The 19,995-nt window shown below is 33.0% G+C and carries 18 protein-coding genes; 15 read left to right on the plus strand and 3 right to left on the minus strand.

What is annotated here, in order from left to right; all coding sequences use genetic code 11:
* Positions 1 to 43: 43 nt before the first annotated feature.
* Positions 44 to 1,027, minus strand: coding sequence for a GMP reductase (gene guaC / locus C794_RS07140; RefSeq protein WP_017796446.1), 984 nt, complete (start codon positions 1,025 to 1,027; stop codon positions 44 to 46).
* A gap of 429 nt (positions 1,028 to 1,456) precedes the next feature.
* On the opposite strand from guaC, the gene C794_RS07145 reads away from it, so the two are divergent.
* The 14 genes from C794_RS07145 (at position 1,457) to C794_RS07210 (ending at position 18,197) form a co-directional block, all read left to right on the plus strand.
* Positions 1,457 to 1,753, plus strand: coding sequence for a WXG100 family type VII secretion target (locus C794_RS07145; protein ID WP_017796447.1), 297 nt, complete (start codon positions 1,457 to 1,459; stop codon positions 1,751 to 1,753).
* Positions 1,754 to 1,950: 197 nt separating this feature from the next.
* Entirely contained in the window at positions 1,951 to 5,460 is a 3,510-nt protein-coding gene (gene esaA / locus C794_RS07150) for a type VII secretion protein EsaA (RefSeq protein ID WP_017796448.1), read from the plus strand.
* The gene (gene essA / locus C794_RS07155) at positions 5,435 to 5,929 is read left to right on the plus strand and encodes a type VII secretion protein EssA (protein WP_017796449.1); all 495 of its coding nucleotides are present in this window, start codon (positions 5,435 to 5,437) and stop codon (positions 5,927 to 5,929) included. Before esaA ends, essA begins: the two co-directional genes overlap by 26 nt.
* Before the next feature lie 12 nt (positions 5,930 to 5,941).
* Entirely contained in the window at positions 5,942 to 6,196 is a 255-nt protein-coding gene (locus C794_RS07160) for an EsaB/YukD family protein (RefSeq protein ID WP_011065718.1), read from the plus strand.
* Positions 6,197 to 6,235: 39 nt separating this feature from the next.
* Positions 6,236 to 7,558, plus strand: a complete 1,323-nt coding sequence (gene essB / locus C794_RS07165; RefSeq protein ID WP_017796450.1) for a type VII secretion protein EssB — start codon at positions 6,236 to 6,238, stop codon at positions 7,556 to 7,558.
* A 44-nt stretch (positions 7,559 to 7,602) separates the two neighbouring features.
* Positions 7,603 to 12,051: a type VII secretion protein EssC gene (gene essC, locus C794_RS07170; RefSeq protein WP_017796451.1), complete on the plus strand. Its 4,449-nt coding sequence runs from the start codon at positions 7,603 to 7,605 to the stop codon at positions 12,049 to 12,051.
* Positions 12,052 to 12,065: 14 nt separating this feature from the next.
* Positions 12,066 to 12,482: a YwqH-like family protein gene (locus tag C794_RS07175; RefSeq protein WP_017796452.1), complete on the plus strand. Its 417-nt coding sequence runs from the start codon at positions 12,066 to 12,068 to the stop codon at positions 12,480 to 12,482.
* A 4-nt stretch (positions 12,483 to 12,486) separates the two neighbouring features.
* Positions 12,487 to 12,789, plus strand: coding sequence for a hypothetical protein (locus C794_RS07180; protein ID WP_017796453.1), 303 nt, complete (start codon positions 12,487 to 12,489; stop codon positions 12,787 to 12,789).
* Positions 12,790 to 12,802: 13 nt separating this feature from the next.
* Positions 12,803 to 14,290, plus strand: coding sequence for a T7SS effector LXG polymorphic toxin (locus tag C794_RS20385; RefSeq protein ID WP_017796454.1), 1,488 nt, complete (start codon positions 12,803 to 12,805; stop codon positions 14,288 to 14,290).
* Positions 14,291 to 14,351: 61 nt separating this feature from the next.
* Positions 14,352 to 15,122 carry a hypothetical protein gene (locus C794_RS07190; RefSeq protein ID WP_017796455.1) on the plus strand — a complete coding sequence of 257 codons (771 nt, stop codon included), beginning with the start codon at positions 14,352 to 14,354 and terminating at the stop codon, positions 15,120 to 15,122.
* A 72-nt stretch (positions 15,123 to 15,194) separates the two neighbouring features.
* Positions 15,195 to 15,653 (plus strand): DUF5085 family protein, encoded by a 459-nt coding sequence (locus C794_RS07195; protein WP_017796456.1) that lies wholly within the window; start codon positions 15,195 to 15,197, stop codon positions 15,651 to 15,653.
* Positions 15,650 to 16,102, plus strand: a complete 453-nt coding sequence (locus tag C794_RS07200) for a DUF5085 family protein (protein WP_017796457.1) — start codon at positions 15,650 to 15,652, stop codon at positions 16,100 to 16,102. The genes C794_RS07195 and C794_RS07200 overlap by 4 nt, the downstream gene beginning before the upstream one ends.
* Positions 16,103 to 16,296: 194 nt before the next feature.
* On the plus strand, positions 16,297 to 17,187 hold the full coding sequence (locus C794_RS07205) for an STM3941 family protein (protein ID WP_017796458.1): 891 nt from the start codon (positions 16,297 to 16,299) through the stop codon (positions 17,185 to 17,187).
* Positions 17,188 to 17,315: 128 nt separating this feature from the next.
* The gene (locus tag C794_RS07210) at positions 17,316 to 18,197 is read left to right on the plus strand and encodes an STM3941 family protein (protein WP_017796459.1); all 882 of its coding nucleotides are present in this window, start codon (positions 17,316 to 17,318) and stop codon (positions 18,195 to 18,197) included.
* Between the two features lie 380 nt (positions 18,198 to 18,577).
* Here C794_RS07210 and C794_RS07215 read toward each other — a convergent pair whose 3' ends face one another.
* On the minus strand, positions 18,578 to 19,171 hold the full coding sequence (locus C794_RS07215) for a PepSY domain-containing protein (RefSeq protein WP_017796460.1): 594 nt from the start codon (positions 19,169 to 19,171) through the stop codon (positions 18,578 to 18,580).
* A gap of 282 nt (positions 19,172 to 19,453) precedes the next feature.
* Between C794_RS07215 and C794_RS07220 the strand changes: the two genes are divergently transcribed.
* Positions 19,454 to 19,729 (plus strand): hypothetical protein, encoded by a 276-nt coding sequence (locus C794_RS07220; RefSeq protein ID WP_017796461.1) that lies wholly within the window; start codon positions 19,454 to 19,456, stop codon positions 19,727 to 19,729.
* 46 nt (positions 19,730 to 19,775) lie between these two features.
* On the opposite strand, the gene C794_RS07225 is transcribed toward C794_RS07220, so the two are convergent.
* On the minus strand, positions 19,776 to 19,982 hold the full coding sequence (locus C794_RS07225) for a hypothetical protein (RefSeq protein WP_017796462.1): 207 nt from the start codon (positions 19,980 to 19,982) through the stop codon (positions 19,776 to 19,778).
* Positions 19,983 to 19,995 lie beyond the last annotated feature (13 nt).

A 19,995-nucleotide genomic window follows, 5' to 3' on the forward strand; every position in this document is an offset into this window, starting at 1 on the left:
TCACTGGGTGATAACTGCGATTTTTTATTTATATGATAATAAATTAAAATACTTTATCACCATTAAAAATCGAATTCTTAACAACTACATAATCTACATTTCGAATAGCCTCTAATTGCTGACCGCCTGCATAGGAAATGGAAGATTGAAGATCTTGTTCCATTTCAGTTAATGTATCTTGAAGGGGGCCTTTATGCTCTACATACATTTTCTTACCTTCTACATTTTTCTTTTCACCTTTTTGAAATTCTGATGCAGAACCAAAATATTCTTTAATTTTTTTTCCGTCTTTTTCAATTGTTTCCCCCGGTGATTCCTCATGTCCAGCAAACAATGAACCTATCATTACCATGGAAGCTCCAAAACGAATTGATTTTGCTATGTCACCATGTGTACGAATCCCGCCATCTGCAATAATGGGCTTACTTGCTGCTTTTGCACACCAACGTAATGCAGCTAATTGCCATCCACCTGTGCCAAAACCAGTTTTAATTTTTGTAATACACACTTTTCCAGGGCCTATTCCAACTTTTGTAGCATCGGCACCGGCATTTTCCAATTCACGTACAGCTTCTGGAGTTCCTACATTACCAGCAATAACAAAAGAACTAGGTAAGTTTTCTTTGATATGCTTGATCATTTTAATAACTGCATCCGAATGACCATGTGCAATATCGATCGTTATATAGTCAGGAACTAATTGTTGAGCTGCTAATTCTTCGATAAATCCATATTCATCTGTTTTTACTCCAACACTTATAGAAGAGAATAAATTATTCTCATGCATATCTTTAATAAAATTCATTCGTTTTTGGGGTTCAAAACGATGCATTATATAAAAATAATTTTCCTCAGCTAAATATCTAGCAATCTTTTCATCAATAATAGTCTGCATATTAGCAGGTACAACAGGTAATTTAAATGTTCTTTTACCAAGAGTTACTGTCGTATCACATTCTGATCTACTATTTACCACACATTTTGCGGGTATTAGTTGAATATCTTCATAATCAAATACATTTTCCATAATATACACTCCTAAATACGGATGATTTTTATTTAATAACAATAAAACGTTCGCCTTTTGTAATTTAACTTATTTATTTAAATATGTCAATAAACCAGTACGTAGAATTGAAAAATAATTAATTTTTTTGAAAATATAGGTTTGATTTATTTTTGGTATGGGTAAATATTCACCAAGTAAAAAATTACTATTGTATGAAAATAGTTCCTTCGTTGGATGAAAGGTGGGGTGTCTTTTTTACTGGTATATTTTAAATTTTAAATAATTCATCGTGTTTTTTTAGGACTTATCACTCAATTTTTGGAAAACTTTAGATAGTTCGTTGACATTAAAATCCCGTTTCTTTAGGATTTACTTGAGAAGGTAACATGAATATTTTATCAACTGCGAGCACCTTCGCAAAAAATATTATATGAGGAGATGAGCAAAATGGCAGGACAAATTCGTATGAGTCCAGAGCAATTACAGGCTAAGGCAAAGAGGTACGGACAAAGTTCACAAACAATTGACCAAGTACTTAGAGATTTACAAGGTCTTCAAGATGAGTTACGCGGAGAATGGGAAGGCCGTGCTTTTGAAAAGTTTGACATGCAATTCCAAGAACTTAAGCCAAAAGTACAAGACTTCTCACAACTTATGCTAGACATTGAGAATCAACTTATTAAAACTGCTGAAGCGGTTGCGCAACAAGATGAGCAATTGTCTCAAAACTTCGGTTTAAGATAAGGTAGTAGATTAAGAGAAGGTTTTTGGGTGAGCTGCATGACATTGGTTATGTGGCTCGTCTAATGCCTGGAACTATTTAAGGCTGCTTTTTTAGAAGATTAGTAGCCTTTTCTTACACTTTCGTATTGATTCTTTCGACGTGCATGTAATGTACTATTAAATAGATTATTAGTTTTAATCACCAGGAGTGAGAAATAATGAAAAAAGTAGATAAACGGTGGATCTTATTTCTGGTTCTTATTGTTGCATTGGCATCAGGGTTATCTTTTTTATCGTTACATCAAGAAACGGAGACAGAAAACCCAAATAGAACACAAACGATGGCTATTGCAATTGTTAATGAGGATCAAGGATCAACATTTAATGGAACAGACTTGGCCTTTGGAGATGCATTTACGCAATCGATTAATCGCAACAATAACCATGAATGGTTTGTGGTTAGTCGTGGAGTGGCAGAGAGCGGCTTAGAAAATAATACATATGATATGATGGTTGTCATTCCCAATGATTTCTCCGAAAAATCATTAAACATTAATGCAGAAGATCCAGAGCCAGTTGTTTTACAATATAAAATAAACGCATCAGAGAATGCAAGAATAAAAGAAGAAGCAGAAAAAACGGCTAGCAATATATTAAATGATTTTAATCGACGTATTATTGACGTATATTTTGCAAGCGTAATTGGAAATCTTCAAGATGCTCAGGATAATGTAAGTGCAATGGTTGATAGACAGGCCTTACATACTAATGCTTTCAACAGTAATGTTCATCAACCATTATCAGGATATACGGACCAGTTCAATACAATCAAAGATCAAACGGAACATTCTACCAATAGTTTTAGTAGCTTTGAAGAACTAATAGAGTCTTATGAAAATCAATTATTGGAAGAAGCAGAGCAAGGTGAAGCGTTTGTATCAAATATCGAAGACGTAGTTGAACTAAAAGAAAATAATTTATCTCAATTACTTGCATTTAATGACATGTTTAGTCAGTTTAATCAGGGTATGAGAGCAACAGAAGTAGATGAGAAGTTACGTAATTTACAAACAGCTAATGATCAAATTAATCAGCAATTGGCTGCCGGTCAGAATAATAGTGGTCAGAATTCAGTAGCATCTGTAGTGAGAGTTCAAAACAACCCTGCAAATGATAATATCGCCACAGCTACATTAAAACTTCAAAACTATTTAAAACGTTCATCTGAACAGGTATCTGTTTTACAAGGTGATGTGAACAATTATCTAGAAAATGGTAATGAAGAGTTTGAAAATACAATTAGAAATCAAATAGAGTCAATTCTAGAAGACTCTACTGAAGATGATATTGATATTAATAAATTATTTCAACAACATGATGGAGTTGCGTTAGAAGATATTAATAACGCTATTGGCCAATTACCTTCGTTAAATGAAGATGACTTTTCAAATGTAGGATTACCAAAAGACCTTGAACAAGATATAAAAAATGTTATTCGAGTAACAGAACAATACAGGTCTGAATTTGAAAGTGTGGAAATTGAAGGTGACCGTAGCAAATTTCTGAAAGATCAAATTGAAAGTTTACGCACTCAAGTTAAAAATGGTATTACATTATCAGATACAGTAGAGCTACCCAAAAATGAAAAAGAGGGTCAAATATTTACCATTAAAATCCCAGAAGGATTTAATCTCCAATATTTAGGAATTCAACTTCCTGGTGAAGAGGAAGGAAACTACACAGAATATATTGATGAAAATGGTAGAGTACAATTACCTGCAAATAGAGCCGGATCCTTTACTGTCAATATAAAAGTTAATACTGAACCTGGGGAAGAAATATTTGATTTTTATAAACCACTTGAATGGTCCTGGAAGTTAAAACAAGAAGATTTAGATGATGTAGATAAACCAGAAAATGTTGCTTATCATCAGTCAGATCTGCAATTAGTTGCTTCTACTCAAGTTCTTAATATAAATACCGAAGAAGAGATGTCTAAGAACGATTCAAGCGGAACGCTAACAGATGGAGGAAAACCAGGTGGAGGTGATTCCACAGGCGAAGATAACCCAACTAGTGACGATGACAACTCTGGTGAAGGCGGAAAGAATGAGGGGGCTAATGAAACAACTGACCCTGTAGAAACAGAAGAACCAAGTGACCCAGAAGAACAGCCAGAGGCACCAGAAGAGGAAAATCCAGAAGAAGAACTACCTAAAGAACCAGAGAAACTGATCATTAAGAACAACACTATATCTCACAAAATAATGACACCAGTTGAGGATTTAGGAGATACAACAACTACATTGATAAATACGGTAAGTAATTCTATAGAAGGATACCTAAAACTACAATCACTATTTGAAAGTTATTTTGGTAATGATATTCATAGTTTATCAAGAAATACTGAGCCTGAAGATGTAAATCTAAAAGATGTTGCTACAAGAGAATCTCTTTACTATCTCTTCAATGAAGTAGAAATATCCGAGTTAATGATAGATTTTATAACTTCAGAAATTGTAAATAGTATGAATCAAGAGTTAAAAACACCAGTTGCAAACTTTAAAACACAGGTAGATAGATATCAAGCTGGTGTTCAACAAGCAATTCGTGACGCTGCTAAATTGTCTGAGGAAGTTGCAAAAGCAAGGGAAAGGGCAGCTGTTTTAAATACAAATCTTACGGATACTATTGAAGGCGTACAATCTTGGCGCGATGAGGCCATGTCCTTACTAGAACAGCAACATGATATTCAAGCGAGTGCAGAAGGTGAACAGAGTGCTGTTATGACTTTAGGAAGCGACTTCCAGCCGATATTATCTTCTAGTCAAAACTTAGCAGATCAAGCTTCGAATAACTTAAATACAGCTGAAAATGTTTATCAGACTTTTGAAGATATCGATAATCAAGCAACTGAGATTGAACAAAGCGGTACGAATTTAGTAAGTAATGCTGAAAATCTTGCTACCGAGATGACCGATAAGCTAGAAAATGATGAAACATTTATTGAGAATTTTACGGGTGTTTTAGCAAATAGTCGTGTCGGAGATCGTCAAAATGAAAATTTATATGATTTCTTGTCAAATCCAGTAGAAACGAGTAACGAAGGGACAATTACGACACAAAATAATACATTTACACCGTATTTCTTAGTGTTAATTAGCTTCATTGTTGTATTATTCACAGCTTATGTAATCTCGACGATTAATCAGAAGAAAGTAAGTCTAGATCAATTTGCATCAGAAACATCATTGATGGGTACGAATATGCCTATTACGGTAATTACAGTAGGTATAGGGTTACTGGAAGGTATTGTCATTGGTATTGTTTCAAGTTATTATTTACCAATTAGTGATCTCAATATGTTACAGTTAACCATTATTATGGCTTTATTGGTAACAGGTATGTTACTTGTTGCAACTTATTTACTAAGACAGATAAAAATGATAGGAATGTTCTTATTGTTAGCTGTATTTAGTTTGTACTTATTCTTTACAGACGCTTTAGGTTCTGGTACAGCGCCATTCCCATTATTAGAGAAGTTATCTCCACTGCAATATATGGAGACATTCCTCCTTCGAATTGTGGAAGGAACTGTTAACTACGGTGGAGCAATATTCATCGTACTAATGTTATTGTTAATTGGTGCACTCGGAAACCTATTGGTTATCAACCGACCTGATAGAGAGGAAGAAATGACCGATGAAAACCAAGCTGAAGCTGGTTAATTTGGCATTTGTAAGTTCCATGATTCTGCTGATACTCCTTCCAATTGGAGTATCAGCAGAAACAGGTTCTATAAAAGATGGAAGTCTGCAAATGCAAATTGATCGAATAATTAAAGATAAAGATGAAAAAAATGAAATGCGAGAAACAGAACTAGAAAGAATATTCCCAAGCCTTTTCACTTCGGAAACTTCCCAAGAAATTAATGAAAAAGTAAATGCGGAAGAAGATAAAATCGAATATATAGAGCAAAATTTATTTTCTGAAGATGTGGAAGGGAATGTAGCGATTCAAGAGGTGAAAGACTCCTTATTTCAATCTGATTATGAATCCGTTGCAGCAAGTAGCAGTAATGCAGAAGAGGAATCATCTAGTTCCAGTTCAAGCAATATCATTTTGATGACGTTTGCTGGTATTGCAGTAGCTCTATGTGGAGGTTTGTATGTCTTAATGCAAAGATTATTAGATTAGGAGAGTCGAAGTATGCCGAAAACAACACATATTAATATAACAATGGATTTTCGTCAAAAAGCATCTGGAGGATATGTATATGATTTACGTATTCCAACGCAATTAACAGTCAAACAATTATTGTTAAATGTAATGGAAACGTTAAATATCGAAAGGACGAATACAAAGTCATCTATAAAAATTGTCACTAAAAATATCGTTCTTGCTGATGACGATTTTATTGATGACCATCCTGTAGCTGATGGGGATATTCTAGTAGTTTTATAAATCTAATATTCTATGCATATTTGTGAAGGAGTTAAAAAAATGAACGAAAAAACAATAGAGATAGATAATTTTACATATACGTTCAAGCAAGATAAAAATACTGTTCGTACATCTTTGCCAATTTCTCAAACAAGAATGAAAAATATACGTCAGTTGGACTTAATGCTGCAGGCTTCGGAGTTTTTCGTGCCAATGGATATTAAGGAAGAAGAAGATACCATTCATTTCGATTATCAGCTTTATCATAAAAGGAAGTCTTGGGCAGAAATCCAAAAATTAAATCGGAATGAGAAATTGCGAATTTTGTGTAATGTAGGAAAGCTAGATCGTTTTTTAACCTCTAGAATTACTTTTTTCATTCATCCAGAAAACGTGGTATTTGACGATAATTATTTACCGTCTATTATTCATCGAGGCATAAGAGATGTTGTACCACCATTTCATATGCAAGAAGAAGCATTCCTAAAGCAGTATAAATGCTTTGTCATCGCTTTATTCTCCAAAAAATATAACTTCGATCAGCTTTATTATGGTTCCTTAGAGAAAGCGAATGAAACTGATTTTGAAAAAAAAGTTCAACAAATAACCAGTATAAAAGCTTTAAAGGAATTTTTAAAAGAGAGCTATGAACGTGAACAAGAAAAAACAGAAAAAACGATGAGCTTTGTTCCTACTAAGCGATTTCGTTTATATAAACAGTTATCGATTATTATGATTATTGTATCGGTTCTGTTAGCAGCTCCACTTATTTATTACGCTTTAATCAATCACCCATTTCAAGACAAACAATTAGATGCGTATGGAGAATTTTTAGGGAATAATTACAATGGAGTCATTACTACACTTTCTGGTGAAAATCCAGAAAACTTCCCTAGTCAAACTAAATATATGTTGGCTTATTCCTATATACAGGTAGAGAGCTTACCAGATGAGCAGAAGAGTTCTATTTTAAATAATGTATCTTTAAATAGTAACCAGGATTATTTATTGTACTGGATTTATAACGGTAGAGGAAACTTTGAGGAATCGTTGGAGAAAGCGAAATATATCGATGATCCACAACTTATTATTCATGGACTAATTCAGAATCGTGATCAAGTAAGAAATAATCCTGATTTAAGCGGAACTGAACGAGATGAAGAACTGAATCAATTACAAGGTGAACTAGATCGTTATTTAGAAGAGTACGAATTAGATCCTTTTAATGAAGAAGAGCAAAATGAACCTGCTTCTGGGGAAGGTGCCGAAAATTCAGACACGAGTAATGATGAAGCATCTACAGACAACAATGAAGAAGACAACCCTGAAAGTAACAATGATTCTAATGAAGAAGAGAATAACAACGATGGGGACGAAGAGTAATTTCGTTGAGAGATAGAGCTTGAATAGAAAGGGAGAACATAAAGATGGCAGGACATATTTTATTTGTAGCATTTCAAGATCAATTGCATAAATGCCATTTACCAGCTAATACAGATCGAGTGATAACGATTGGTAATTCCTGGTCAAATCAAGTAACAATACCTGAGATGGATGAGGAAATCATATTAGAATGGGATGGCAAAAAATTAATCTATCTGGATAACGAAATTAATGAGATTAAAAGAGTGGATTTGAAAGATAAAACGATACATTTTTATATACAAGATGAAGAACAAACAATCTACTATGATATTGCAGGGTACAACTCTATTACTTTCGGATCTCAAGAATATAATGATGTATCTATATCTGGTTGGGATGCAGATATTGTGCTGGTAAGAGATGAGAATCACTCTACCTTTTACTTAGATATTCAAGATGGAGATGTTTTCTATAACTACGGTTATATCAAAGAAGACAGGATTCTTCATATTGGAGATCAATTGTTTATCGATGGTGTTTCTATTACAGTTCATCCAGAACATATAGAATTAAGGGCTAATAAAGAAATCAAGTCACGATTAACGGAATTAATCAATTTAGACAATCCTTATGAGGGTGATTATCCCGATTATCATCGTTCTCCGAGAATTATTTATAGGGAGCCAGAAGATAAGCGAACCATTGCAAAACCGGCAAATAAACCGGCTAAACCAAGCGAACAATTAGCACGAACGATTGTACCACCGTTGGTTATGATAGCCGCTTTAGTTATTATTTCATTGGTGCAGCCACGAGGGATATTTATTATTGCCATGTTAGCAGTTACAGTGGTTACCATTATCTTCTCGATCACCTCTTATGTGAAAAGTGTGAAAAAGTATAAAGCAGATATGAAACACCGTGAAGAAACATATAAAAAGTATTTACAACGAAAAACAAAAGAATTATTTGAGGCCAGTGAGGAGCAGCGCCACGCATTACACTATCATTATCCGGATGTAGAGAAAATTAGTGAAATGGTGACAAATATTGAAGCAAGAATCTATGAAAAAACAATGTACCACCATGATTTTCTTAATTTCCGGACAGGACTAGGACGAGTGGATTCAAGTTTTGAAATCGAATTTAACGAAGAAGAATTTACTCAAGAGGAAGACGAGCTAGTTGATGCGGCTCGTGATTTATTAGGGCAGTTTAATGAGTTGCGAAATGTTCCAGTTGTTACTTCCTTAGCCAAAGGTCCGGTGGGATACATTGGCCAACGTAAATTAGTGTTGGAACAATTACAATTAATTGTGATGCAATTATCATTATTTCATAGTTATCATGATTTACAGTTTATTACGATCTTTCCGGAAGAAGAAAAGAAAGAATGGGATTGGATGCGTTGGCTGCCACATGCCAGTGTAAGAGATATCAACGTACGTGGATTTGTATATCATGAACGTTCTCGTGACCAAGTACTTCATTCCATGTATCAAGTATTGAAAGAGCGAAAACAGCTCGTTGAAGAGAAAAGTAATACAAATGAGAAATTATATTTCTCACCACATTATGTTGTTCTCGTCACTGATGAGAAATTAATTCTCGACCATACGATTATGGAATTCTTTAATGAAGATCCTAGTGATTTAGGTGTGTCAATCGTATTTGTGCAAGACGTGATGAGAGCTTTACCGGAACATGTGAAGACAGTAATTGATATCCGTGATGCAAATGAAGGAAAAATCATTCTGGAAGAAACAGAACTTGTAAACAAAAGCTTTAAACCAGACCATTTTCCAAAAAACTTTAATAAAGAGGTGGTGTCTCGTGCATTAGCTCCAATTAATCATTTGCAAAATCTGAAGAACTCGATTCCGGAACAGGTGACATTTTTAGAGCTATACAATGTGGAAAAAGTAGAAGAATTAAATATCCCAACTCGTTGGAGTCAAAACGAGACATATAAAAGTTTAGCAGTTCCATTAGGATTAAGAGGGAAAGAAGATCTAGTCCAACTTAACTTGCATGAAAAAGCCCATGGACCACACGGGTTAGTCGCAGGTACGACAGGCTCTGGTAAATCAGAAATCATTCAATCGTATATTTTATCTCTTGCAGTTAACTTCCATCCTTATGAAGTCGCATTTCTACTTATTGACTACAAAGGTGGAGGAATGGCGAACCTATTTGCTAAATTACCGCATCTCATGGGAACCATTACGAACTTAGATAAAGCACAATCGATGCGTGCGCTTGCATCGATCAAAGCAGAATTACAGAAACGACAACGATTATTTGGAGAACATCAAGTAAACCATATCAATCAATACCAGAAACTATTTAAACAAGGAAAAGTTACTGAACCAATGCCGCATCTATTCTTAATTTCCGATGAATTTGCGGAATTGAAATCTGAACAACCAGATTTTATGAAAGAATTAGTATCTACCGCACGTATTGGTCGTTCCTTAGGAATTCACTTAATTCTTGCGACACAAAAACCAAGTGGAGTGGTTGACGACCAAATTTGGTCCAACTCAAAATTTAAGCTAGCTCTAAAAGTACAAAATGCAGGAGATTCAAATGAAATTTTAAAAACGCCAGATGCTGCTGAAATTACATTACCAGGGCGAGCTTACTTGCAAGTCGGTAACAATGAAATCTATGAGTTATTCCAGAGTGCATGGAGCGGAGCTGACTATATCCCAGATAAAAATGAACAAGATTATGTTGACATGACTATTTATGCTATCAATGAGCTCGGTCAATATGATATTTTAACGGAGGATCTCAGTGGTTTGGAACATAAAGAAGAAGTAGAAAAAATACCTACAGAATTAGATGCAGTCATTGATCATATTGCAGATTATACAGCCCAGCAGGAAATGGAACCTTTAGCAAAACCATGGTTACCGCCGTTGCCTGAGAAAATCTTCGGACCAGAATTACATCCAGTTGCGTTTGAAGAAGCATGGAAAGAACCAAAGAAGCCTTTACAACCAATGATCGGGCTGCTTGACCAACCAGAATTACAGAAACAATCACCATTAACATTAAACTTATCAAAAGATGGGCACTTAGCTGTATTCTCGAGTCCTGGATATGGAAAATCTACATTCTTACAAACAGTAGTAATGGATTTAGCTCGACAACATAATCCAGAACATTTCCATGTGTATTTACTAGATTTCGGTACGAATGGATTACTTCCATTGAAAAATCTTCCCCATGTTGCTGATACATTCTTAATAGATGAGGAAGAAAAAATTGGGAAACTCGTTCGTATGATTTCCACAATTGTAAAACAACGAAAACAACAGCTAAGTAAGTACGGAGTAGCAAATATTGAAATGTTTGAGAAAGCGAGTGGCGAAACGGTACCGAATATTAGTCTAGTTATCGATAACTATGAATCTGTACGAGATGCGGAATTTGTAGATGAATTTGAGAAAACTATCACTCAGATTGCTAGAGAAGGTGCAAGCATTGGTATTCACCTAATTATTAGTGCAGGCAGACAAAGTGCAATGCGTATGCCTTTACTATCAAATATTAAAACGCAAATTGCGCTGTATTTAATTGAAACAACAGAAGCTAGATCGATTGTTGGACGAACAGACATTGAACTTGAAGAAATTGCTGGTCGAGGACTTGTAAAACTAGAAGAACCAGCGTTATTCCAGACGTTGCTCCCTGAAAATGGTGCAGAAGCTCTTGAAATTATTGATAAACTCCAAGCAACTGCGAAAGCCATGGACGAAGCGTGGGATGGAGAATACCCTGAGCCAATTCCGATGATGCCAGAAGGCGTTGTAGACTTTGAACAATTCAAGAATCAACGTCGTACGAAAAAACTAGTAGAAGAACAAAAAGTTCCGCTTGGACTGGATTTTGAAGAAGTTATGCCAGTAGGATTTAACCCAGCGCAATATGAAAATCTAACCGTAATGAGTGATCGAAAAGATGGATTAGATCGAATGATCCAATCCGTTGCCAAAAACGTGGCAATGATGGAGGGTTCCTATCAAACGATGCTTATCGATACGGCAGATCAAAAATTCAAAGACATCGGCAGCAATATGAATACGTATATGTCAGAAACAGATGGCTTACAAACAATGAAAGCAGAACTCGTTAATGAAATTGAAAAGCGTTCAAAAGATGGAGTAACTAGTGAACAAAAATGGCTAGTTCAAATTGCAAATCTACAAGACTTTGTTGAACGAACAGACCTATCTATAGACGATGCTTCAACCATGATTGATAAAGGAAGTAAAGTCGGCATTCATTTCATTATTTGCAGTGAATATAGTTATCTAGGCATGAGTTATGAACAAGTACCAAAATACTTCCGTGGTCAAGCGATGATTGGGCTGCTTAGCATGCGTCTTGGAGATCAAGATATGTTTAAACAACCATTTATACGACAAGAGAAATACCCGAATAAATATGAATGTTACGTGGCATTGGATCACCAACATGTGAAAGTGAAAATACCGGAGTAGGGAGGGGAATATTCTTGAGTTCAAATTTAACTACTTTACGAGCGCAAAGGCATTCAATAAAGGATGGAATAAATTTTTCAAGGTCAGAGGCAAATAGTTGGGATGATAAGGTTAATCGTTTACAACATTCTGCCAATCAACTTGAAGCAAGTATTAAAAAAATGGATGCTACCAATCGAAATATTGAATCGCTCGAAGTAGATAAAAGACGCTGGAAGGGAAAAGAAGAAAATAAATTTTCGGACAATTATAATGTGTATCAAAGTGATGTTCGTTCTTTTATAACAAGAACAAAAGACTCTAAAAATATAATTGAAGAAGAGATAATCAGGGCTGAAACAAAAAGAGATAATTACTTAAGTGGTATTGATCAATTGAATAGATCATTAGTTAGTATTGAATCTCAAATAGCTATAGAAGAAAGGAAGTGATTATTTGAGTAAGGAAGTAAGCATCGATACTCAACTTTTCGAATTGAATATTAATCGTTTAAGTGCTTCTATAGAAAAACTAAAATTTGATCAACATGCAAATTATTCACTTGAAAAGACCAATATCTCCCCATTTACAGATGATTTGGGGCAAATGGTCAAAGCTATAGAAATTATAGACTTATACAGAACATTATTAGTTAAAGATGTCCAAATGTTAACAGACGTTGGAGAAAACATGCGGCAGACTGATGAGCATCTAAGTAAACAACACGAACATAATAACGGACCGCAAATGATAAGATAGCGGAGGATAAAAAATGACTAATAAAGTAGATATGGGTGAGATAGAACAATTTTCAAATGACATCGCGGTTATATCTGAGGATATAATAGAATCGTTAGACCAATTAGAATTAGATATTGATCAAGTTCTTAGCATGGAAACTTTTAGAGGTAAGACAGCAGATAAAGCGAAAAATTATTTAACACATGTTCATCTAGAAATAATAAATCTGTTAAAAGAAGTTTGGTTTGAATTAGAAGTAAATTTAGAAAAACATATTGATACTTTTACATCTACTGTCGACTCTAATAGTAATGCGATTATAGAAACCATTTATTTAAAAGAAGTAGAAACAGAAATTAATAATGATTATAATAGTCTAGAGCATGAAGAAAACTCTGTTCATCAGGCAATAAATCAGGTGGCAGACATATGTCATGTTACAAAACCGAACTTAGATAATGCATTTTATCAAAAAAGAGAGGCCATAGGAATTATTGATAGAACTAATGATAATTTCGAGATTTTTCAAAAAGATGGTAAAAATGAACTTGAGAATATTGATCAAGTCATGAAAGGATTAACGAATGCAATAAATGGTGCACTTAATAAATCTGGCACTGATCGATTTGAAGTTTATAAGGAGTCGAATGGTAATCCTGTATTGCGGGAGCTGGCTGATGCCACTAGGTTTTTAGGGTATGCTCAAACTGGTGCATATGCAGCTACTTCAAATGCTAAAATTATGAAGGCTGCAAAAGATCTAGGTCTACATGTTGTTGAGTCAAAAGATAAAAAAACAGGGAAATCGATATATAGGATAAATGCTACTGAAAAAGCATTGAAAGAATTAGGTATTGCTCCAGATAAACATGCTAGGGAAGCATTGAAACATAGAAAGTCAGGAATTGCAAAGGCACATTGGAATGAGAAAACTAGAATAAGTTATATGCAAAAGGCCCCATTAAGTTATTATGATAAAAAAACAGGAAAGCATGTTTGGTCTACAACAGGAAACAGAGTGTTAGCTAATTATCCTCAATTAGAGGGTTGGAATAGTAAAGCTTCAATAAAAGAAAGAGGTAGTTTATTCTGGCAAGAAGGAAAGAAAGAACTTTCTCAGAATTTTAAAGATTCAACAAAGGTTGATCTAAAAGGTTTTGATGGAAGTGTAAAGGGTACAGCAAAGACTGCAGGTAAATTGTTAGGACCCCTCGGGGTTGGATTAACTTATTATAGTAATTATAGTGATGCTGAACATAGCGGTGGTTTATCCGGTACAGACGCTCATTCAAGGGCAGTACAAGACACAGTAATTGATACTACTGTAAGTACTGCAGTTCAAGCAGGATTTACTGCAGCAGGAACTGCGTTTATTCCAATACCTGGTGTCGGAACTGCAATTGGTGCAGCTTTTGGTTTAGGCGCAAACTATTTATTAAATAGAAAAGGAAAAGATGGGAAGTCTTTTATGGATAAAACAAAAGGAGCTTTTCACAAAGTCAAAGGTTGGTTTAGTTAGAATATATGTTTTAGAAATTATTAAATAAGAATCAAATTTTATAATACTGGGGAGTAAATTTATGCGGAAATTTAATGAGAAGGACTTTGCATCATTAAGAAGGTCAATAGAATCTGGTAGACAGGGGTTAAATAACCTTGCTGTAGCATTGATTGGATCAATATTCCTATCAATTTTTATGTTTTGGTTAGTTTATACAGTTGCTTATGATTATTCTATTTATCCTAATAAAGAATCTATAAAAAATGTTCATTTTTGGGTTTCAATAGTTATAATTGTATTATCTGTATTTGGTGCAATACCAACTCTTTTTAAAAGGTTTGAGTATTTTCAGTACTTCTTAACTATTATTACATCTCAAAATTTATTTGGTTATTTATCATTAATTGCAGCCCTTTTACTTATAGGTCAAGGTGACAGTGTAACTACAACATCATTAATTTATCTAACAATTTTAATAGTTTTTTTAGGGTTTACTGTTTTTGTTCTTACATCTTTGCGCTTTTACAAATTATTAAAAAAAGGGGAATATAGATTGGATTCTAAAAAGGATCAAACTAGAACAACTTGGGAAATAATGGTGTCTGGAAATAGAGGGTTAATAATTGCAGCAAGTGTAGGAATGGCGTTAATTTTGATTTCTTTATTTACAATGCTTCCTATTTCTTCTGTAGGAGATATTTTTATTAGCATGTTGTTTATTGGTTTGTTTTTAGCAATGCAATTTGTCTTGCCAGAACAATTGGTAATGTTGTATTGTAAGTTACGTTTTGATAGTTTTAACCATAATAAAAATGGAAATATCAAACCTCTACAAATGAAATATGAATAATTTGATTGGACATTAGTTATTAACAAAGATATAAATTCCGCAACCCAATTTTTGAGAGAAAGGATAATTATTATGGCGATAGAGAAAAGTCAAATTTATTTTACTAACTTGCTAGTCTATGAAAAAGTTATGTTAAGAAGTAATTGGCAGGATGGAGTAGCAGTAATGGAAGACTTCACGTTAAATGAGGATATTTATCGAAATGGACCCATTTTCTTCTCAGTTGAATCTATTGAAAATGAACCGAAATTTGGTAAATTCACTTACTTTCTTCCTATTAATGAAGAGGTTACTTTGTCAGAACATCCTAATTTTCGTTTTGTGAAAGAATTTGTTGTTGATGACGCATTATTATTACGTCAAGCAACTGAAGAAGTAGATTTTCATACTGCTTATGAAAAAATTAGGACTTTTGCTTTATCTGAAAACATAAAGCTAAATGATACATTCTATTGTTTTATTTTGGAAGTATATGAAGATATTATCATCGACGTTCATGTGCCTCTGAAGCAGGGAGTAGGTTTAAAATGATAGCAAACCATAAGATTGCATATCAAAATGTTGCTTCGAAGTATTATACATTTCATCCGGAAGATATGGAGAAAGTTTTAAGGGATTTTACTAAAGTCTTAGAGAATGCAGATCTTCACTTAGACGGAAGAATGTTTTTTTCGATTATTAGCGATCCACAAAGTGATGTTATGACAGCAGAGATTTTTATGTCTGTTAAAGAAGATTCAATAAAAGAAAAAATTGACCCTAAAGAAGATATTCGTTTTCGGAGTTATTTTGCGTTAAGCCCGATGGTAATGAGCAGGATAATGGATGAATTTGATCAGAACTCACAAGAAAAGTATTGGGATTTAATTGGATTTTTAGCAAAGAATCAATTATCACAAACTACTCCTGTAATTGCTGAGTTCAGAAATAGTATTTCTGGAAGAAATTATGTAGAAATGAGCGTTGGTTATAGCCAATAGCATACTTTATGAATAATTGAAAAGCTTCTTGAAGTTAAAATAAATATTTATTAAATAAAAGAAGTATATCAATCTATGCTTCTTTTATTTAAATTGTAATTATAGACCATTCTAATAAGAATTGCGTAATCTGTTATCTAGAGGAAAATAATGTTGATCAACAAAGAATAAATGAAAAGGAGGTAAATGCTAATTTGAAAACCAAATATTTATTACATTTTTATCCTTCGAAACTGAAGATATTATTCCTGATAATTTTTATATTACCATTACTAGGCGGTTCACCAATATTTGTAGTTGCGGGAATTAAAGAACAATCTTTGTTAGTAAGTGGAATAGGTTTGTTTACTGTTGTTTTTTCAGGAATATTATTTTATTTTGGTTTGAGAAGATTAATATCCCGTAAGTCATACATTACATTAACAGATGAAGAGTTAATATTAAATGTTACGACTGTTACAATACCTATTCAATGGGGAGATATCAGAGGATTTTTATTAAAAGAATCTTTCTCCACTAAGTTTATAGAAGTAACACTCTTTAATGAGGAAAAATATCGTGAGTTGCTATCAAATAAAAAAGGGATATTAACAAAGATGAATAAATTACCTATTACTATTAGTTTGGTACATATTAAACGCAAGGATAGAAAAATAGTCTTTGATGAATTTGATAGACGAACACCGAATTTGTCATATAAAATTTATGATCAATTGAAGGATGAGCAATTAGAAAAAAGGGAGTACAGACAAATCAATCGGAAATATATGCTGAAATCTTATATAATTGGTGTAATTATTTCTATAGGTGCATACATTCTTTTCGGTTTAACAGATGATAGCTACCATGTTTTTGTTTTTGTGGGTGTTATTTTGTATCCTTTTGCTAAAGTTTTTTATGATATTCTATTAGGATTTAAGTTAAGGTTTAAGGCAGATAAACAAAAAACAGGCTCTTTATATTTAGATCAATTGGATGTCTTATTTAATATATTTGTGTATATGTTTAGCATTGTAATAGCTCCACTTGGAATCTTGTATTTAATTATTAAAGCGGTAAGTAATTCTATAAAAAAGAGAATATAAATGTTCTTTACAATCCAGATCGCATAATTTCTTAATATTTATCTTAAGTTTTAAAGGTTAGATGATACTAGTCAGTTACTGCTGCTAGTTGAATAGAGAAAAGAAATTCAAGAGGTGGGATAAAACTAATGTACAATGAAGAGATATATTTTCACATATCCAAAGTGAAATTTATTATCTTGTTAATCCCTATGATTCTTTTTATGATACTTGGAGTTTCAGTAAGTATAGTTGCTTTTAAACAGGCTGACTATAAATTTGGGAGTATGGGTATATTATTTGCGGGTTTCTTTGGGCTTATGTGTTATAGGGTAATGAAAAGAATAATTCTTAATGAATACTCTCTTCTATTAACTAAAGAACAATTAATTATAAACAATCTCCATATATTAAATAACAAATTGATCATTATTGATTGGGATGATATTAAGAGTTTTGAATTAAAAGAATATAACTACTCAACATTTTTAGAGATTGTTTTACATAATGAAGAAAAGTATCATAGATTTATGTCTAATAAAGTATTAAGTAAAAAGAAAGCTCCTATTTTTATTAATTGTCATCACATTAAGAAAAAAGAAAGAGTGAGATTATTTAATGAGTTGGAGAGACGCATATTCAATTTAGATTTAAATAATACCCTCCACGAGCAGATTGATAAAGATCACATTGCAGAAGAAGACAATAAAGAAATCAATGGCAAATATATGTTAAAAGCGTATATAATCAGCTTGGTTATTTCTATTTTCGCATATATTTTTTTAAGCGCAGAAATTGATTTTTTAATACTATCTTTTCTTTTTTATCCTTTCGCAAAAATTTTTTATGATAATATACTAGGATTCAAATTAAGTTATAAGTGGAAAAAGCAAGAGATGAACTTTTTATATGGTATACATGTTTTTCATTATTTATTAAACATACTTGTTTATTATTTAAGTGTCTTAATTGCTCCACTGGGGATTCTATGCTTAATCATTAAAGTTTTTTATAAAAAGAGGGGAATTTAATGAATTGATTAGTGTTATAGTTAAAGAAAGGAAGGACTATAGAGTATTAGAGCCTTTCTTTGATAATGATATGATTGTAATATCAGTAAAAGAATAATTAGAAATGAGCAATTGTATAATTGAACTATTCGTTTTGTGGGATTAGGTTAAACACTGCAGACTAAGTATGAAATAACTCATAATAATATCCAATAATTCTAGATTTTAAACAAAGAGACTATTTAATGGGATCATTGAACAATAATACTCCCCTAAAGATAGAACCAGAATATATTATTCCTGTCTATACTAAAGGGGAGTTAAAATAAAACCAGTTACTTATTATCCCGCATGAACGGCGAACGGGCAGTATTACTTCCACTTAATGAAGTTCACGCTAATTAATCATCTACGTCTACTGTTAGTTGTTCTCCTGTTTTAGCATCAATGACTATAGTTACGTCTTTCTGATTGTCATTTTCAAATTCTATTTCATAAGTTGCTACTCCATCATCTATTTCTAAATTCCAGCTAGTAGGAACTAGTTCTTGTACTTCTTGGGCTTGGGAAGCTGTAGATAATGCATCTTCGTGACCTACATAGTCGTCAAAAACGAGTTCTTGATAATTATCATCTTTTTCTCTATTTTCTTCTTCTTGGTCGATCATGTTCTTCTCTAAATCGATTTCAGTCTTATATTCTTTTGCGTCATCAAATCCCTCTATTTCATAGGTATATTCAAAATTATGTTCATCTAATTCAATAGAAGAGATTGCAGCTCCTGTATACGTATCCGTGAAAATCTGCATAGCTTCTTTAGGAGTTAGTTGTACATCCTCTACTGATTGAGGAGATGTTGAACCTTCTTGTTGATTATTGGTATTTTCTGTCGGTGCGTCAGAATTTGTATCTGTGTCATTATTATTATTCGTACCACATGCTATTAAACCAATTGTCATAACAATGATTAAAAATGATAATTTATATTGTCTCATCTCTGAACACTCCTTTCATTCTAAGTATAGTACATAATTGATATTAGTTTGTAGTATTATTTGGAAATTATTCATGTAATAACTCATGGAAAGTATGAGTGTGGTCCGACGGAATTTACTCAAAATAGTGTTATGTCTGTTAGAATTGATGATCGTTAAAACATCGTAGTATAATAAATGATATCTCTTTGTAACGGTTCAGTAACTTGGTTATTAAGTTGATATTAAATTTTATGTAGGAAAACTTAATTAAATAGTAGATGTATGGATGGAGGTTCAAATATGAGTGAACATAAAAAGGTAGAATTGCAAAAAGGTTTTTATATCTATGGCATTATTTTATTTCTATATTGGGGATTAATGTTTTTCTTAGACAAAGATTATTTTTCAAGTAAATACATGATAGAAGGTATGTCTTTTATAGGAGTAGCAGTAATCATTTATTTTCTATTGGTTTATTTATTTCATAAAAGTGACGTTGGAAGAAAAATTGTTATGTGGGTTTTAGGTGCAGTTTTCATCGTTGCTGTTACTGGATTTTTTGTTACATTTGGCTAATTAATGTTTTGTAAATTTATAACCCAATTACATGAACAAAAGGAAGTCAATTAAATGACTTCCTTTTGTTCATTGTTTTATTAACGAATAAGCTGGTGATTACGCATAAAAATGTAACAACACATAATGTAGTAAACACCCAACCGGAACTCGTATCTTGTCTTCCAAAATATTGATAAGCATTTAAACCGTTTGCTATAGAAGATAGGAAAAGGGCAATAATAATTAATGGGTGAATGCGTTTTTGTTTCATTCGTAATTGCAAC

The sequence above is a fragment of the Oceanobacillus kimchii X50 genome, assembly GCF_000340475.1.
Classification (GTDB): Bacteria; Bacillota; Bacilli; order Bacillales; family Amphibacillaceae; genus Oceanobacillus; species Oceanobacillus kimchii.

Coding starts and splice junctions, on each gene's coding strand:
- C794_RS07200 (WP_017796457.1), top strand. CDS start 15,650: ATGATAGCAAACCATAAGATTGCATATCAAAATGTTGCTTCGAAGTAT.
- C794_RS07195 (WP_017796456.1), top strand. CDS start 15,195: ATGGCGATAGAGAAAAGTCAAATTTATTTTACTAACTTGCTAGTCTAT.
- guaC (WP_017796446.1), bottom strand. CDS start 1,027: ATGGAAAATGTATTTGATTATGAAGATATTCAACTAATACCCGCAAAA.
- C794_RS07190 (WP_017796455.1), top strand. CDS start 14,352: ATGCGGAAATTTAATGAGAAGGACTTTGCATCATTAAGAAGGTCAATA.
- C794_RS07160 (WP_011065718.1), top strand. CDS start 5,942: ATGCCGAAAACAACACATATTAATATAACAATGGATTTTCGTCAAAAA.
- C794_RS07210 (WP_017796459.1), top strand. CDS start 17,316: ATGTACAATGAAGAGATATATTTTCACATATCCAAAGTGAAATTTATT.
- essB (WP_017796450.1), top strand. CDS start 6,236: ATGAACGAAAAAACAATAGAGATAGATAATTTTACATATACGTTCAAG.
- C794_RS07215 (WP_017796460.1), bottom strand. CDS start 19,171: ATGAGACAATATAAATTATCATTTTTAATCATTGTTATGACAATTGGT.
- C794_RS07220 (WP_017796461.1), top strand. CDS start 19,454: ATGAGTGAACATAAAAAGGTAGAATTGCAAAAAGGTTTTTATATCTAT.
- C794_RS07145 (WP_017796447.1), top strand. CDS start 1,457: ATGGCAGGACAAATTCGTATGAGTCCAGAGCAATTACAGGCTAAGGCA.
- essC (WP_017796451.1), top strand. CDS start 7,603: ATGGCAGGACATATTTTATTTGTAGCATTTCAAGATCAATTGCATAAA.
- C794_RS20385 (WP_017796454.1), top strand. CDS start 12,803: ATGACTAATAAAGTAGATATGGGTGAGATAGAACAATTTTCAAATGAC.
- C794_RS07225 (WP_017796462.1), bottom strand. CDS start 19,982: ATGAAACAAAAACGCATTCACCCATTAATTATTATTGCCCTTTTCCTA.
- esaA (WP_017796448.1), top strand. CDS start 1,951: ATGAAAAAAGTAGATAAACGGTGGATCTTATTTCTGGTTCTTATTGTT.
- essA (WP_017796449.1), top strand. CDS start 5,435: ATGAAAACCAAGCTGAAGCTGGTTAATTTGGCATTTGTAAGTTCCATG.